The following is a 15,497-nucleotide window of genomic DNA, read 5'->3' on the forward strand; positions in this document are numbered from 1 at the left end:
ACCAAAGTGCGTTGCACGGGTGAACGGAAGGTGAACCGGTGCGGCCGTTCCGGGGTGTTTTCCTGGCGTGTGTACGCTTCATCCCCGTGACGACCCCCGCGTTTTCCGGCCAAGAGCTGCTCGACCGTACGAGTGCCGCCGCATCGCCGCGCACGCTGATCGACATCCTGGCAGAGGTGGCCGCACGGCATCCAGAGGCCTCCGCCATCGACGACGGCTCGGGTGCCCTCAGCTACCGCGAGCTGCTCGCGCGCGTCTGGCGTACCGCGGCGTCGCTGCACGAGGCCGGTGTGCGCCGGGGCGACCGGGTCGGCGTCCGGATGCCGTCGGGCTCGAAGGAGCTGTACGTCTCGATCCTCGCCGTGATGGCGGCGGGCGCCGCCTACGTGCCGGTGGATGCCGACGACCCCGATGAGCGCGCCCGTCTCGTGTTCGGCGAGGCAGGGGTGAGAGGCATCATCGCCGCCGACGGCGAATTCGTCGCAGCCGGCGACGCGCTCGTGCGTCTGTACGACGGGGATGCACCGCACCCCAGCACCAACGCCGTCCCGATCGTCGCGCCGCCGACGGTCGACGACGACGCGTGGATCATCTTCACGTCGGGCTCGACCGGGGTGCCCAAGGGCGTGGCCGTCACGCATCGTTCGGCCGCGGCGTTCGTCGAGGCCGAGGCGCGCCTGTTCCTGCAGGGCGACCCCCTCGGCCCGGGCGACCGCGTGCTCGCCGGTCTCTCGGTCGCCTTCGACGCGTCCTGCGAGGAGATGTGGCTGGCGTGGGGGCACGGCGCCTGCCTCGTCCCCGCGCCGCGCTCGCTCGTGCGCTCGGGCGAGGACCTCGCACCCTGGCTGCTGCGTCAGGGCATCTCCGTCGTCTCCACCGTGCCCACCCTCGCGGCGATGTGGCCGGCGGACTCGATCGAGAACGTGCGCCTGCTGATCTTCGGCGGCGAAGCCTGCCCGCCCGAGCTCTCGGCCCGCCTCGTCGCCGAGGGCCGTGAGGTCTGGAACACGTACGGTCCCACCGAGGCCACGGTCGTCGCGTGCGCCGCGCCGCTGGACGGAACCCTGCCGGTGCGCATCGGCCTCCCGCTCGACGGGTGGGCGCTCGCCGTCGTCGACGCCGAGGGGCAGCCCGTCGCCGAGGGAGAGGTCGGCGAACTGATCATCGGGGGCGTGGGCCTCGCGCGCTACCTGGATCCGGCGAAGGATGCCGAGAAGTACGCGCCGATGCCGACCCTCGGGTGGGAGCGGGCCTACCGCTCGGGCGACCTCGTCCGCTTCGAGAGCGCGGGGCTCGTCTTCCAGGGCCGCGCCGACGATCAGGTGAAGGTCGGCGGGCGCCGTATCGAGCTGGGCGAGGTGGAATCGGCGCTGCAGGACCTGCCGCAGGTGCACGCCGCGACCGTCGCGGTGCGCACGACCGAGGCCGGGGTGCCGATCCTCGTCGGCTACCTCGTGATGGAGGAGGGTGCGGAGCTGGACCGCGCCGCCGCGCGTGCCGCGCTCGCCGAACGTCTGCCCGCCGCGACGATCCCGTTGCTCGGGGTCGTCGACGAGTTGCCCGTCCGCACGTCCGGCAAGGTCGACCGGGCGGCACTGCCGTGGCCGCTCCCGGGCGTCGACGCCCCCGCCGCGACCGACTTCTCGACCGACGAGATCTGGCTCGCCGAGCAGTGGCAGGCGGTGCTCGGACTGCCCGTCACCGAGCGCAAAGCCGACTTCTTCGACCTCGGCGGGGGCTCCCTGTCGGCGGCGCAGCTGGTCTCGCGCATCCGCACGCGCGTGCCGGAGTTCTCGGTCGCCGACATCTATGACGTGCCCCGCCTCGGGGCGATGGCCAAGGCCCTCGGTCCGCAGCTCACGGACGACGCTCCGGTGGCGTTCCACCGGCCGACGCCGACGCCCCGTGCGACGCAGTGGGTGCAGACGCTCCTCGGCGCGCCGCTCTTCATCCTCTCGGGGGTGCGGTGGCTGCTGTACCTCCTCACCGCGTCGGCGATCCTCCAGCTCGTCCCGGGCTTCGAGGTGATGCCGTCCGTGCCCTGGCCCGTGCTCCTGGTCGGGCTCGTCGTGTTCGCCACGCCGTTCGGCCGCATGGCGATCGCCGTCGCCTCGGCCCGGCTGCTCCTGGCCGGGGTCCGCCCCGGCGACTACCCCCGCGGCGGCGGCGTGCACGTGCGGCTGTGGCTGGCCGAGCAGATCGCCGCCCAGGTGGATGCCGTCGGGCTCGCCGGCGCACCGTGGGTGTCGTACTACGCCCGTGCCCTGGGGGCCCGGATCGGTCGCAACGTCGACCTCCACGCGCTGCCCCCGGTGACCGGCATGCTCGTGGTCGGCGACGGCGCCTCGATCGAACCCGAGGTCGACCTCACCGGCTACTGGATCGACGGAGACCTCGTGCGCATCGGCGAGGTGCGGATCGGGAGCGAGGCCACGGTCGGTGCGCGCTCCACCCTGGCCCCGGGCACCCGCATCGGGCGACGGGCGGAGATCGCGCCGGGATCCGCGGTGTTCGGGCGTGTGAAGGCCGACCAGTCCTGGGCCGGCTCTCCGGCCGTCCGCGTCGGGGGCACCGCGAAGGGCTGGCCCACCGAGCGGCCGCCCGCTCCCACGCGCTGGCTGTGGGCGTATGCGTCCTCCGCCCTGCTCCTCGCGCTTCTCCCGCTGCTGTCGTTCGCGGTCGGGGGACTCGTCGTCGCACAGGGCATGCGGGATGCCGAATCCCTCGCCGCCGCGGCAGGGGCCGCCTTCGCGTGGCTGGTGCCCGGTGTCGCCGTCACCGGCCTGGTGTTCGCGGCATCCGTCGTCCTGCTCGTCCGGCTGTTCTCGATCGGTCTCGTCGAGGGCACGTTCCCCGTGCGCAGCCGCGTCGCGTGGCAGGCGTGGACGATCGAGCGGCTGCTGGACTCGGCGCGCACGATCCTCTTCCCCCTCTACTCGAGCCTCTTCACCCCCGTCTGGCTGCGGATGCTGGGCGCCCGCGTGGGCCGGGACGTGGAGGCATCCACGGTCCTTCTCCTGCCGACGATGGCGCGCATCGAGGACGGCGCGTTCCTCGCCGACGACACGATGGTGGCGTCGTACGAACTCCGCGCCGGCTGGCTGCGCGTGGGGTCGGTGCGCATCGGCAAGCGGGCGTTCCTCGGCAACTCCGGCATGGCGGCGCCCGGTCACCGCGTGCCGCGCGACGGTCTCGTCGCCGTGCTGTCGGCGGCACCGCTGAAGGCCAAGCCCGGCTCGTCGTGGCTCGGCTCGCCCGCCGTGCGGCTGCGGCGTCTCTCGGCCACCGGTGACGAGTCCCGCACGTACAACCCCGGCCCGGGGCTGCGTCTGGCGCGCACGCTCTGGGAGCTGGGCCGTTTCGTCCCCGTGGTCGTGACCTGCGCGATCGGGCTCGGCGTGCTGTTCGCTCTCGCCGGGCTGTGGGAGACGACGGGGCCCGTGTGGACGCTGCTGCTCTCCGGGCTCGTGCTGCTGCTCGCCGGCGCGGTCGCCGCGGCGGTGTCCACCGCGGCGAAGTGGGCGATCGTCGGCGTCATCCGGGCGGGGGAGCAGCCGCTGTGGTCGAGCTTCGTCTGGCGCACCGAGGTGTCGGACACGTTCACCGAGATGGTCGCGGCGCCGTGGTTCGCCCGCGCCGCCGCCGGCACCCCGGCGCTCGCGATCTGGTTGCGGAGCCTGGGCGCCCGCATCGGACGCGGTGTGTGGTGCGAGAGCTACTGGCTGCCCGAGCCCGATCTGGTCACTCTCGGCGACGCATCGACCGTCAACCGCGGGTGCGTCGTCCAGACCCACCTTTTCCATGATCGAATCATGAGTATGGACACCGTCGAGCTCGAACCCGGTGCGACCCTCGGGCCGCACAGCGTGGTGCTGCCCGCATCGACGCTCGGGGCGCACGCGACCGTCGGCCCCGCCTCGCTCGTGATGCGGGGCGAGACCGTCCCGGTCGGCTCGCGGTGGAGCGGCAACCCCATCGGCCCCTGGCGCGCGGTGAAGGTGCGCGCGTACCAGTCGACCACGTGAGCGGCGTCGACCCGTACGCCCCGCAGAGCGGCGACGCCGGCTACGACGTGGCTTCGTACGACCTCACCCTCGACTACCGCGTCCGCACGAACCGCCTCCAGGGGACGGCTGTGATCGCGGCCGTCGCCGCCGATGACCTGACGACCGTGGTCCTCGATCTCGTCGGGCTCCGCGCGGCGCGCGTCCGCGTCGGTGGCGCGCCCGCGCGGTTCTCGGCCGCGGCGGGCAAGCTGCGGGTGGCGGCGCCCCGGCCCATCGCGGCGGGGGAGACCTTCGAGGTCGAGGTGGCCTACGCGGGTGCTCCCGGCCCTCGGCGCTCGCGCTGGGGGGCTGTCGGCTGGGAGGAGCTCACCGACGGGGCCCTCGTGGCAGGCCAGCCGATCGGCGCCCCCACCTGGTTCCCGTGCAACGATCGCCCCGATGACCGGGCTCGAATGACGATGCGGATCACCGTCGACGACGGCTACGCGGTCGCCGCCACCGGAGTGCCGGGCGCGGCGAGCCGCCGCGCGGGACGGGTGACGACGACGTTCACGTCCGATGTGCCGACCGCCACCTACCTCGCGGCCGTCCACGTGGGCCGCTACCGCAGCGGCGTCCTCGCGGGGTCCGGTGTTGCGGGCGTCCCCGCGGTGACCGTCACCGCGCCGCCGGCGCTCACGGCCGCCGCGGACCGCGCCTTCGCTCCCGTGCCCGAGATGCTGCGGGTCTTCGACCGACTGTTCGGGCCCTATCCGCAGGAGGCCTGCGCGCTCGTCGTCACGGCCGATGAGCTGGAGATCCCCCTCGAGGCGCAGGGACTCGCCGTGTTCGGCATGAACCACCTCGTGCCCGCGGCGCAGCGCCTCATCGCGCACGAGCTCGCGCACCAGTGGTTCGGGAACAGCGTCGGGATCGCCCGCTGGAGCGACATCTGGCTCAACGAGGGCTTCGCCTGTTACTCCGAGTGGCTGTGGTCCGAGGCATCCGGTGGCCGTTCGGCCGACGATTGCGCGCGCGGTCACTACGCCCGTCTGGCCGCGAAGCCGCAGGATCTGCTGCTGACCGACCCCGGCCCCGACGACATGTTCGACGACCGTGTGTACAAGCGCGGCGCGCTCGCCCTCCACGCCCTGCGGCGGAGTCTGGGCGACGGCCGGTTCTTCGACCTCGTCCGCGCGTGGACGGCCGCCCACCGCCACGCCCTCGTCGGCACCGACGACTTCCGCGCCGCCGTGCTCGCGGCGGGGGGAGCGGAGGCCGTCGACCTGCTGTCGCGCTGGATCGATCGCGTCGAGCTGCCCCCGTTCCGCTGACGCCGCGGCGCATCCTCAACGATTCGCGTTCGGTGCGTCGGGCGGGATGCCGGGGCGCGGAGATCGTGCGGATCACCGAGGATGCGCGGCGCCGGGATCGGCAGCCACGGCCAGGATGACGCCGGACGGACCGGCGACGTCCCAGCCGACCATGGTGGCGCCGTCGTCGATCGACGCGGTCCATTCCACACCGGGCGCGACCGAGTCGGCGAACCGCACGCGGAGCGGATCGACGGCCAGCCCGCGGCCGTCGGCCTTGAGGACGGCCTCCACTCGCGCCCACGACCGGGCGTCTCCGCCCGGCAGGACGCGGTCGAATCCCCACGCGGAGGCGGGGACGGCATCCAGCCCGACGCGCCGCCATCCGGGCGCCGTGACCACGACCGCCCACCCCTCCGCGTACGAGACCGACACGGTGGCATCCGTCCCCCCGACGTGCACGCGACCGTGGTCGCCGCCGCAACGCGGACACCGCGACGCGAACGTCGCGCCGGGGACGAGCTCCCCGAGCAGCGCGCGCGAGACCGTGCGGCGCTCGACGCCCGCGGGAACACGGCGCCACGCGACGGACATCTCGGCGGGGATCGTCACACCTGCGGCTCGTGCGTCTCGATCGCGACGATGCCCGACCCGGGGTGGGCGACCGGGATGTGCGCCACCGAGAAGGCGGCCGGCTCGAGGGCCGACGAGCTGCCGAGGTAGGAACCGCGCATCGTGCCGGTCGCGAGGGCGAGCTCGTGCATGATGTCGGGCAGCACCGGGCCGTGGCTGGCGAGGACCACGGGCTTGCGGGCGCGGACGCGTTCCCCGACGAGGCTGCGGGCGTCGCTGCGGCCCTCCTCCCACGCGTCCTGGCTGATCGCCTCCGACATCTGCACGCGCTGCGCGAGAGCGGCGGACAACGGCACGACGGTGCGGACGCACCGCTCGGCCGGGCTCGAGACGATCCGCCGCACGCCGAACGCGAGGAGCGGACCGACGATCGCGTTCGCCTGACGCCGACCGCGCGGGCTCAGCGGGCGCGCGGCATCCTCCTGGTCCCACTCCTCGCGGGTGCGGGCCTTGGCGTGGCGCAACGCGATGATCGGGAACGTCGGGAGGGCCTGCTCGTCCACCAGGCGCACGAATTCGTCGAGGATCTCGATGTCGACCGGGTAGCTGAGGTGCTTGCGCGCCTTCTTCAGCCCCACCCACTCGATCGCGGCGATCTCCTTGTTCGGCACGAACGTCGAGGTGCGCACCGCCGCGTCGGTTGCCTCCGCCGCCCAGTAGTGGACGATCTTCGTCCGTGAACTCGGCATCCGGTACCGCGAGACGCCCACGGGCACGCCGAGCGAGACCCGGATGCCGGTCTCTTCCCGGATCTCGCGCACGGCGGTTTCGGCCAGCGTCTCGCCGGGGTCGACCTTGCCCTTGGGGAGCGTCACGTCGCGGTACTTGGTGCGATGGATGAGGAGGACGCGGTACTTGCCCTCGACCATGCGCCAGACCACACCGCCCGCGGCGTAGACGGCGGTTTCGGTCACCGGACCGCCCGCGACCGGCGCTTGCGCTGGACGCGCGCCATCGTGTGCTCCTGCAGGTCGATCAGCGCCGCGCCGTCGGCATCCACGCTGTGGCGCGTCCACTCGCCCTCGGGGCCGAGGTGCCACGAGCTCGTGCCGTCGTCCATCGCGAGGTCGAACAGGTCGGACAGCTCTTGCACCTGCTTGGGGTCGACGACGCGGACCAGCGCCTCCACGCGGCGGTCGAGGTTGCGGTGCATCATGTCGGCACTGCCGATGAACACCTGCGGGTCGCCGTCGTTCACGAACGTGAAGATGCGCGAGTGCTCGAGGTAGCGGCCGAGGATCGACCGCACGCGGATGTTCTCGCTCATGCCCTCGACGCCGGGCTTGATCGAGCAGATGCCGCGCACCCACACCTCGACCGGCACACCGGCCTGGCTCGCCCGGTACAGGGCGTCGATGATCTGTTCGTCGACCATCGAGTTGACCTTGATGCGGACGCCGGAGGGCTTCCCCTCGAGGGCGTTGGCGCGCTCGCGTTCGATGTGACGGAGCAGACCCTTGCGCAGGTGCAGCGGTGCCACGAGAAGGCGCTTGAATTTCTTCTCGATCGCGTAGCCGCTGAGCTCGTTGAACAGGCGGGTGAGGTCGCGACCGACCTGGTCGTCCACCGTGAACAGGCCGAAGTCTTCGTAGATGCGGCTCGTCTTGGGGTTGTAGTTGCCCGTGCCGACGTGGCTGTAGTGGCGCAGACGCCCTTCTTCCTCACGGATGACGAGGGCGAGCTTGCAGTGGGTCTTGAGGCCCACGAGGCCGTAGACCACATGGACGCCGGCCTTCTCGAGCTTGCGTGCCCACACGATGTTGTTGGCCTCGTCGAAGCGGGCCTTGACCTCGACCAGGGCGAGCACCTGCTTGCCCGCCTCGGCGGCGTCGATCAACGCCTGCACGATCGGGCTGTCACCCGAGGTGCGGTACAGCGTCTGCTTGATGGCGAGGACGTGGGGGTCGCGCGCGGCCTGCTCGAGGAAGGCCTGCACACTCGTCGCGAACGACTCGTACGGGTGGTGCACGAGCACGTCGCCCTTGCGGATCGCCCCGAACAGGTCGGCCCGGCCGTTCTGCTCCGCCGGCTGGAAGGCCAGGGCCGTCTTCGGCACGTGCGGAGGGTAGTGCAGGTCGGGGCGGTCGATGCGCGAGAGGTCGAACAGCCCGCGCAGGTCGAGGGCGCCCGGCAGCCGGTACACCTCCTGCTCGGTGATGTCGAGCTCGCTGAGGAGCAGGTCGCGCGTCAGGTCGTCCATGTCCTCGGTGATCTCGAGGCGGATGGGCGGCCCGAACCGGCGGCGCAGGAGCTCGGCCTCGAGCGCCTGGATCAGGTTCTCGGTCTCGTCCTCCTCGATCGTCATGTCCTCGTTGCGGGTGAGGCGGAACGCGTGGTGGTCGAGCACCTCCATGCCCGGGAACAGGTCACCGAGGTGGTTGGAGATGAGCTCTTCGAGGGGGAGGTAGCGCACGCCGGGGCCGTCGCCCGGCACCTCGACGAAGCGGGGGAGCATCGGCGGCACCTTGAGGCGTGCGAACTCCTGTCGACCCGTCCGCGCGTTGCGGATGCGGATCGCGAGGTTCAGCGAGAGCCCGGAGATGTACGGGAAGGGGTGCGCCGGGTCGACGGCCAGGGGCATCAGGACCGGGAAGACGTTGCGCTGGAAGTACTCGGTGAGCCGCGTCGCGGAGTCCTCGTCGAGCGAGTTCCACGACACGACCTCGATGCCGGCGTCGGCCAGTGCGGGGCGCACGTGATCCGTCCATGCGGCGGCGTGCCGGAGCTGCAGGCGGTGGGCCTCGGCCGAGATGTCGGCGAGCACGTCCAGCGGGGCGCGGCCGACGTTGGTCGGCACGGCGAGACCCGTGACGATGCGCCGCTTCAGGCCGGCGACGCGCACCATGAAGAACTCGTCGAGGTTGCTGGCGAAGATCGCGAGGAAGTTGGCGCGTTCGAGGACGGGGACCGACGGGTCCTCGGCGAGCTCGAGCACGCGCTGGTTGAACGCCAGCCAGCTGATCTCGCGGTCGAGGTACCGGCTGTCGGGCAGCTGCTCGTCGGCAGCCTCGATCGCCTCGTCGAAGTCGTCGTCGTCCGCATCGCCCAAGCCCGCGTCGAGTACGTCGTGTTCGATCATTCCCACATCATTGCAGGGGTGGATGACGTGCGCGTGAACGGTTGCGCCGGCGGGCTCAGGCGGACGGCGCCGGGACGGGCGGCTGGTCGTCCTCGTATACGTTGAAGCGGTAGCCGACGTTGCGCACCGTGCCGATGAGCTGCTCGAGGTCGCCGAGCTTCGCGCGGAGCCGTCGCACGTGCACGTCGACCGTTCGCGTGCCGCCGAAGTAGTCGTAGCCCCACACCTCGCTGAGCAGCTGTTCCCGCGTGAAGACGCGGGAGGGGTGCGTGGCGAAGAAGTGCAGGAGCTGGAACTCCTTGTACGTCAGGTCGAGGGGCTTGCCGTGGACCTTCGCCGAGTAGGACGACTCGTCGATCGTGATCCCCGAGGTCGAGATGCGCGACGAGACCTGCTCGGCGCTGCGACGCCCCATCGCGAGGCGGATGCGGGCGTCGATCTCGGCCGGCCCGGCGCCGACGAGGACGACGTCGTCGACTCCCCAGTCCGTCGAGACGGCGGTGAGGCCGCCCTCGGTGACCACGAGCACGAGCGGCGCTTCCATGCCGGTCGTGGTCAGGATCTTGCACAGCGACTTGGCGCCGACCAGATCGATGCGGGCGTCGACGAAGACGACGTCGGCACTGGGCGCATTGACCAGCTGAGCGGGTTCGGCGGGAATCTGCCGGACGCGGTGGCTCAGGAGTTCGAGCGCAGGCAGAACCGCGCCACCGCCGGGGGCGGAGCTGAGAACGAGCAGCTGAGCCAAACGGACCTCCCCGTGCGGGCCTGCCGCACCCGCCCATCTTAGGGTGAGGCGCGCAGTCCTGCCGTCACCCCCTCGCCGGGCGCCCCGCGACGCGTCGCGAGCCGCCTGCGCGCGCGAACGGGGCGGTGTGCGACATGATGGGGGCATGTCGACTCCCGACCTCGCGCCGCGCCGCACCCTGGGCGGCGTCATCGCGGTCTGGGTGCTGGCTCTCGTGGCGGGCGTGGCGATCGGCGTCTTCGTCCCCGCGGAGTGGCGTGCGCAGTGGATCACCGTCGCGCTCGGAGGCTGCGTCATCGCGGCCTTCGCCGTGCAGCTCTGGTACGGCCGGTCGCAGGCGTTCATCCAGCGGGTCGCCGCGAGCGTCCTCGGCGCACTAATCGTGCTCGGTCTCGTCACGGCCGGGTTCGGACTGGCATCCATCGTTCCCCGGTAGAGTTGGGCCATGGACCTCCTCGCGCTCGAACTCTTCTTCGTGGGACTTCTCGGCCTCGCCTCGCTCGCGATCGCCTTCGTCTCCGGCACGGTCATCTGGAACCTCTACCGCGGCCAGCGCTGACGAGCGCCGTCGTGATCGAGATTCCGACCGACCTCCCCGCCGACCTCGTCCCGCTCTCGTGGCTGATCGGCGTCTGGGAGGGCACCGGCGTCATCGACTACGAGGCCGACGGCCGCACGTTCTCGGGCGAATTCGCGCACCGCGTGAGCTTCAGCCATGACGGCGGCGACTTCCTGAACTACACCGGGCACGCCTGGCTTCTCGACGGTGAGCACCGTCGTCCGCTGGTGGCCGAGACCGGCTACTGGCGCGTTGCGCGCCCCGCGACCGACGCCGACGCGGGTCCCGCGCTCCTGCCGCCGACCGACACCGCCCCGCGCCGGACGGCCGACGACGTCGAGACACTGCGCACCTCCGAGGGCGGCTTCCCGCTCGAGGTGAGCCTCGCGCACTCCGACGGCATCCTCGAGCTCTATCTCGGTCAGGTTCGGGGTCCGCGCATCGATCTGGCCAGCGATGCGGTCGTCCGCACCGCCGGAGCCAAGACGTACACCTCCGCCACGCGTCTGTACGGACTCGTCGACGACCACCTGCTCTGGGCGTGGGACGTCTCGGCCTTCGGGCGCGAGCTCGCCTCGCACGCGTCGGCCCGTCTGGCGCGGGCCGAGTGATGGCCGCGCTGTCCGAGGTCCCCGGTGCCGTCGTCGACGACGGCGGTCTCCGCCACGTCGGCTCGCCCCTCGCGGAGCAGCGCCGTCTCGCCTCCGGTGCCGCCCTGGCTCCGCTGGGCGACCGCCGCGTGCTCTCGGTATCCGGCCCCGACCGACTGAGCTGGCTCGATTCGCTCTCGTCCCAGGCGCTCACCCACCTGCCCGCGGGGGTGTCGACCGAGATGCTCATCCTCGATCCGAACGGGCGCGTCGAGCACGCCGCCGCGGTGATCGACGACGGCGAGACCGCCTGGCTCCTCGTGGATGCCGTCGACGCTGAACCGCTCGCGACCTGGCTCTCCCGCATGCGGTTCCGCCTGCGCGTCGAGGTGACGGACCGTTCCGACGAGCTGTCGGTCGTCGGGGGCACCCGCGCCGCGGTCGCCGCGCTCGGCGCGGTCGCTCCCGCCGGCGTCCCGGTCGTGTGGGTCGACCCGTGGCCCGAGGTCTCTCCCGGCGGCTGGGCGTACGCGCGCGTCGACGACCACCCCGGCGCCGACCGCGACTGGGCCGAGGCGGTGGTGGATGCCGCGGAGTTCGACCGCATCGTCACCGCGGCCGTGGCCGGCGAGGTGGCCCTGGCGGGGCGCGAGGCCGTGGAGGCGCTGCGCGTCGCCGCGTGGCGTCCGCGCGTCTCCGTCGACGCCGACGAGCGGCTGCTGCCGCACGAGATGGATTGGCTCCGCACCGCCGTGCACCTGTCGAAGGGGTGCTACCGCGGGCAGGAGACGGTGGCGAAGGTGCACAACCTCGGCCACCCGCCCCGTCGCGTGGTCGCGCTCCAGCTCGACGGGAGCGATAGCGTGCTGCCCGCGCGCGGCGATGTCGTGCGCGTCGGTGACGACGCCATCGGCGCCGTGACCTCGGTCGCGGTGCACTTCGAGGAGGGGCCCATCGCCCTCGCCCTCGTCAAGCGCACGGCCCCGGCCGACGTCGCCTACGTCGTCGACACGGCGGACGGTCCGATCGCCGCGGCGGTCGAGACGGTCGTCCCCTCCGATGCGGGTGCGACCGCGGGGGTTCCCCGGCTGCCGCGCCTGGGGCGCCGCCGCGCCGCGGAATGACCGGCGAAGAGTCCTCGACGACGCTCGGCGTCGTCGTTCCGCGCTCGCGCGTGCGCACGACGCTGCGGCGCCGGTGGGCGCGCGTGCGCGAGTCGCTGCCGGCGATCGTGCAGATCGTCGTGGCCGCGACCGCGGCCTTCGCGTTCGCGCACTTCGTCCTCGGCCACCCCGTGCCGCTGCTCGCCGCGACCGTGACGGTGTCGAGCCTGGGGCTGGTCCGGGACGCCCGCCCGTGGCGGGTAGCCGAGACGGTCGCGGGCATGCTCGTCGGCATCCTTCTGGCCGAAGTCGTCCTGCTGGTCGCGGGAGCGGGATGGTGGCAGATCGCACTCGCGATGTTCGTCACGCTCGTCGTGGCTCGCTTCCTCTCGCCGCAGCCGGGGTTCGCGCTGGCCGCGGTCGTGCAGTCGCTCATCGCCCTCGTCCTGGTGACCGGCGCGCCCTTTGTCCGGCTCCTCGACGGCGCGATCGGGGGAGCCGCCGCACTGCTGGTCACAGCGCTCATCCCGCGAACGCTCCGGCGCACCGAGCTCCGGGATGCCGACGAGCTCTTCGACGCCTTCGACGTCGCGACCGCGACGATCGTGCGCGCGCTGCGCCGGGGCGACCGCGCCCGGGCCGAGCGGGGACTCGAACGCGCGCGGGCGCTGCAGACCTACGTCGACGCCTGGAGCGGCTCCCTCGAATCGGGTCAGGAGGTCGCGCGCATCTCCCCGTTCCTGCGCCGTCAGCGCACCGAGTTGGAGCGCCACGCGCGCGTCCGCGCCGCGATGGACCTCGCCACCCGCAATCTCCGGGTGGTCGCCCGGCGTGCCGCCTACCTCTGCGCCGACGGGCAGCCGCGGGCCGTCCCGGCCGATCTGCTGGCGGAGATCGAACGGGGGGCGGGTCTCGTGCGCGACGCCCTCGACGACGTCGCGGCCGAACCCGCGGCCCGCGCGACCCTCGCCGCTCTCGCCGTGCGGCTCGACCCGGCGCAGATACTCCCCGACGGGAACATCGGCGAGCTCAACCTCGTCGCGGCCATGCGCCCGCTGACGGTCGATCTGCTCGTGGCGACCGGGATGCCGTTCGCCGAGGCGCAAGCCCTGCTCCCGCGCGTCTGACTCAGGCCGGCTCGACGGCACTCCAGTCGACGCCGACCTCGCCGAGCCGCCAGCGCGACCGTCCGCGCACCGGCCACCCGTCTGCGGCCAGCGCCTCGATCGCGGTCCGCCACCGGTGCACGGGCCCGAACGGCGCGACGGCTGCGGCGCGGCTCCACTCGCGCTGCAGCGCGGCGACGTAGTCGTGCACGCGCTCACCCGGGACGTTCCGGTGGATCAGCGCCTTCGGCAGTCGCTCGGCGAGGATGGCCGGGTCGTCGAGCTCTGCGAGCCGCAGCGAGACGGTGAGCGACCGGGGCACGGCATCCGCGCCGACCTCCACCCAGGTCACGACTCGGCCGATCTCGTCGCACGTCCCCTCGACGAGGATGCCGTCCGGTGCGAGCCGCGCGCACATCCGCGCCCACGCGTCGGCGACGTCCGCCTCGTCGTACTGCCGCAGCACGTTCATCGCCCGGATGATCGCCGGCCGCCGCCCGCCCGGCGTCGGCACCTCGAAGCCGCCGAGGGCGAAGTTCACCCCGTCGATCCCTTCGGCCTGCGCCCGGGCCCGGGCGACGCGTTCCGGATCGATCTCGAGACCGAGGACCGTGGCATCCGGCCGCACGCGCGTCACCCGCGCGTGCAGCTCGAGGGGGGTCGCCGCGCTCGCCCCGAATCCGAGGTCGATGACGAAGGGGTCGTCCGCGCGCCGGAGCACCGGATGCCGCGCGATCCACCGGTCGACCCGTCGGAGGCGGTTGACCCCGGTCGTCCCGCGCGTGGGGCGGCCGACGGGGGAGGGAGTCACTCCGACATGATGCCAGGCGCGACCCGGAGGAGAGCCGTCGGCGTCGCTAGCATGGAGACATGCCTCACACGCTGATCCTCCTCCGCCACGGGCAGAGCGAGTGGAACAAGACCAACCAGTTCACCGGCTGGGTCGACGTCCGGCTGACCGATCAGGGGAAGGCCGAGGCCCAGCGCGGCGGCGAGCTCCTGAAGGAGTCGGGCGTGCTGCCCGACGTCCTGCACACCTCGGTGCTCAGCCGCGCGATCCAGACGGCCAACATCGCCCTCGACGCGGCCGACCGCCTGTGGATCCCCGTCAAGCGCTCCTGGCGCCTCAACGAGCGCCACTACGGTGCCCTGCAGGGCAAGGACAAGGCGCAGACGCTCGAGGAGTTCGGCAACGAGCAGTTCATGCTCTGGCGCCGCTCCTTCGACGTTCCGCCGCCGCCCCTCCCCGCGGACGACCAGTACAGCCAGGTCGGCGACCCCCGCTACGTCGGCATCGACGGCGAGGTGCCCGACACCGAGTCGCTGAAGATCGTCATCGACCGCATGCTGCCGTACTGGCACAGCGACATCGTCCCCGACCTGCAGGCGGGCAAGACGGTCCTCGTCACCGCGCACGGCAACTCGCTGCGCGGCCTCGTCAAGCACCTCGAGGGCATCAGCGACGCCGACATCGCCGAGCTGAACATCCCCACCGGCATCCCGCTCGTCTACCAGCTCGACGACGACCTGAAGCCGCTCGGTCCGGGCGAGTACCTCGACCCCGAGGCTGCCGCGGCCGGTGCCGCCGCCGTCGCCGCGCAGGGCAACAAGAAGTAACGCGCTCCGCAACGAGAAGGGGGTGGATGCCAGTGGCATCCACCCCCCTTCGACGTTCGCAGGGTCAGACGACCGGGGTCGGGGTGACCTCGTCGGCGCCGGCCCAGTCGCCGGTGGCGAGGTAGACGACCTTCTTGGCCACCGAGACCGCGTGGTCGGCGAAGCGCTCGTGGTAGCGGCTGGCGAGGGTCGCGTCGACGGTGGCCGTGGCCTCGCCCTTCCACGAGTCACCGAGGACCTTCTCGAAGACGCTGACGTGCAGCTCGTCGATGTCGTCGTCGACGTCGCGGATCTCCTCGGCGATCCGGAGGTCCTGCGTGCGGAGCAGCTCGGCGAGGCTCCGAGCGACCTGGACGTCGAGCTCGCCCATCCGGGTGAAGGTGCTCTTGAGCCCCTTGGGGATGGCGCGCTCGGGGAAGCGCGAGCGCGCGAGCTGCGCGATGTGCTCGGCCATGTCGCCCATGCGCTCGAGCGACGCGCTCACGCGCAGCGCCGTGACGACGATGCGCAGGTCGCGCGCGACCGGCTGCTGGCGGGCGAGGATCTCGATCGCGAGCTCGTCGAGGGCGACGGCCTTCTCATCGATGATGGCGTCGGCCTCGATGACCTCTTCGGCGAGGGAGACATCGCTCGACCCGAACGCGCGGGTCGCGCGGTCGATGGCGACGGCGACCAGTTCGGCGATCTCGACCAGTCGGCCCTGGACGTCCTCGAGGGACTGGTGGAACACTTCGCGCATCGCGATACCTTCCTCGTCGGCGGC

General features: G+C 72.4%; 13 protein-coding genes. 7 read left to right on the top strand and 6 right to left on the bottom strand.

Going from position 1 to position 15,497, the window contains the following annotated elements; genetic code table 11:
- Positions 1-86: 86 nt before the first annotated feature.
- Positions 87-4,025, top strand: a complete 3,939-nt coding sequence (locus QM517_RS00665; RefSeq protein WP_283284428.1) for a Pls/PosA family non-ribosomal peptide synthetase — start codon at positions 87-89, stop codon at positions 4,023-4,025.
- Positions 4,022-5,320 (top strand): M1 family metallopeptidase, encoded by a 1,299-nt coding sequence (locus QM517_RS00670; protein ID WP_283284430.1) that lies wholly within the window; start codon positions 4,022-4,024, stop codon positions 5,318-5,320. The genes QM517_RS00665 and QM517_RS00670 overlap by 4 nt, the downstream gene beginning before the upstream one ends.
- A gap of 72 nt (positions 5,321-5,392) precedes the next feature.
- Here QM517_RS00670 and QM517_RS00675 read toward each other — a convergent pair whose 3' ends face one another.
- The 4 genes from QM517_RS00675 to QM517_RS00690 are packed head-to-tail and all read right to left on the bottom strand — an operon-like array spanning position 5,393 to position 9,759.
- Positions 5,393-5,911, bottom strand: a complete 519-nt coding sequence (locus tag QM517_RS00675; RefSeq protein WP_283284432.1) for a hypothetical protein — start codon at positions 5,909-5,911, stop codon at positions 5,393-5,395.
- A complete protein-coding gene (locus QM517_RS00680) occupies positions 5,908-6,846 on the bottom strand; it encodes an NUDIX hydrolase (protein WP_283284434.1) in 939 nt (312 codons plus the stop codon). The genes QM517_RS00675 and QM517_RS00680 overlap by 4 nt, the downstream gene beginning before the upstream one ends.
- Positions 6,843-9,011, bottom strand: coding sequence for an RNA degradosome polyphosphate kinase (locus tag QM517_RS00685; protein ID WP_283284436.1), 2,169 nt, complete (start codon positions 9,009-9,011; stop codon positions 6,843-6,845). Before QM517_RS00685 ends, QM517_RS00680 begins: the two co-directional genes overlap by 4 nt.
- A gap of 55 nt (positions 9,012-9,066) precedes the next feature.
- The gene (locus tag QM517_RS00690) at positions 9,067-9,759 is read right to left on the bottom strand and encodes a response regulator transcription factor (protein ID WP_076494173.1); all 693 of its coding nucleotides are present in this window, start codon (positions 9,757-9,759) and stop codon (positions 9,067-9,069) included.
- Positions 9,760-9,904: 145 nt separating this feature from the next.
- On the opposite strand from QM517_RS00690, the gene QM517_RS00695 reads away from it, so the two are divergent.
- From QM517_RS00695 to QM517_RS00710, 4 genes are all read left to right on the top strand, one after another.
- On the top strand, positions 9,905-10,195 hold the full coding sequence (locus tag QM517_RS00695; RefSeq protein ID WP_077052088.1) for a hypothetical protein: 291 nt from the start codon (positions 9,905-9,907) through the stop codon (positions 10,193-10,195).
- A gap of 134 nt (positions 10,196-10,329) precedes the next feature.
- Entirely contained in the window at positions 10,330-10,929 is a 600-nt protein-coding gene (locus QM517_RS00700) for an FABP family protein (RefSeq protein ID WP_283284440.1), read from the top strand.
- Positions 10,929-12,032, top strand: coding sequence for a CAF17-like 4Fe-4S cluster assembly/insertion protein YgfZ (ygfZ, locus tag QM517_RS00705; protein WP_283284442.1), 1,104 nt, complete (start codon positions 10,929-10,931; stop codon positions 12,030-12,032). Before QM517_RS00700 ends, ygfZ begins: the two co-directional genes overlap by 1 nt.
- Positions 12,029-13,138, top strand: coding sequence for an FUSC family protein (locus tag QM517_RS00710; RefSeq protein ID WP_283284444.1), 1,110 nt, complete (start codon positions 12,029-12,031; stop codon positions 13,136-13,138). Before ygfZ ends, QM517_RS00710 begins: the two co-directional genes overlap by 4 nt.
- 1 nt (position 13,139) lies before the next feature.
- On the opposite strand, the gene QM517_RS00715 is transcribed toward QM517_RS00710, so the two are convergent.
- A complete protein-coding gene (locus QM517_RS00715; RefSeq protein WP_283284445.1) occupies positions 13,140-13,928 on the bottom strand; it encodes a class I SAM-dependent methyltransferase in 789 nt (262 codons plus the stop codon).
- A gap of 59 nt (positions 13,929-13,987) precedes the next feature.
- On the opposite strand from QM517_RS00715, the gene QM517_RS00720 reads away from it, so the two are divergent.
- Positions 13,988-14,734 carry a phosphoglyceromutase gene (locus QM517_RS00720; RefSeq protein ID WP_077052084.1) on the top strand — a complete coding sequence of 249 codons (747 nt, stop codon included), beginning with the start codon at positions 13,988-13,990 and terminating at the stop codon, positions 14,732-14,734.
- A 64-nt stretch (positions 14,735-14,798) separates the two neighbouring features.
- On the opposite strand, the gene phoU is transcribed toward QM517_RS00720, so the two are convergent.
- Positions 14,799-15,473, bottom strand: coding sequence for a phosphate signaling complex protein PhoU (gene phoU / locus QM517_RS00725; RefSeq protein WP_278102203.1), 675 nt, complete (start codon positions 15,471-15,473; stop codon positions 14,799-14,801).
- Between the last annotated feature and the right edge of the window lie 24 nt (positions 15,474-15,497).

It is taken from the genome of Microbacterium sp. IEGM 1404 (assembly GCF_030056775.1).
Classification (GTDB): Bacteria; Actinomycetota; Actinomycetes; order Actinomycetales; family Microbacteriaceae; genus Microbacterium.

Bases quoted from the DNA above. Each gene is read 5' to 3' on its own strand.
- QM517_RS00685 (WP_283284436.1), bottom strand. From the start codon at position 9,011: ATGATCGAACACGACGTACTCGACGCGGGCTTGGGCGATGCGGACGAC.
- phoU (WP_278102203.1), bottom strand. From the start codon at position 15,473: ATGCGCGAAGTGTTCCACCAGTCCCTCGAGGACGTCCAGGGCCGACTG.
- QM517_RS00710 (WP_283284444.1), top strand. From the start codon at position 12,029: ATGACCGGCGAAGAGTCCTCGACGACGCTCGGCGTCGTCGTTCCGCGC.
- ygfZ (WP_283284442.1), top strand. From the start codon at position 10,929: ATGGCCGCGCTGTCCGAGGTCCCCGGTGCCGTCGTCGACGACGGCGGT.
- QM517_RS00720 (WP_077052084.1), top strand. From the start codon at position 13,988: ATGCCTCACACGCTGATCCTCCTCCGCCACGGGCAGAGCGAGTGGAAC.
- QM517_RS00695 (WP_077052088.1), top strand. From the start codon at position 9,905: ATGTCGACTCCCGACCTCGCGCCGCGCCGCACCCTGGGCGGCGTCATC.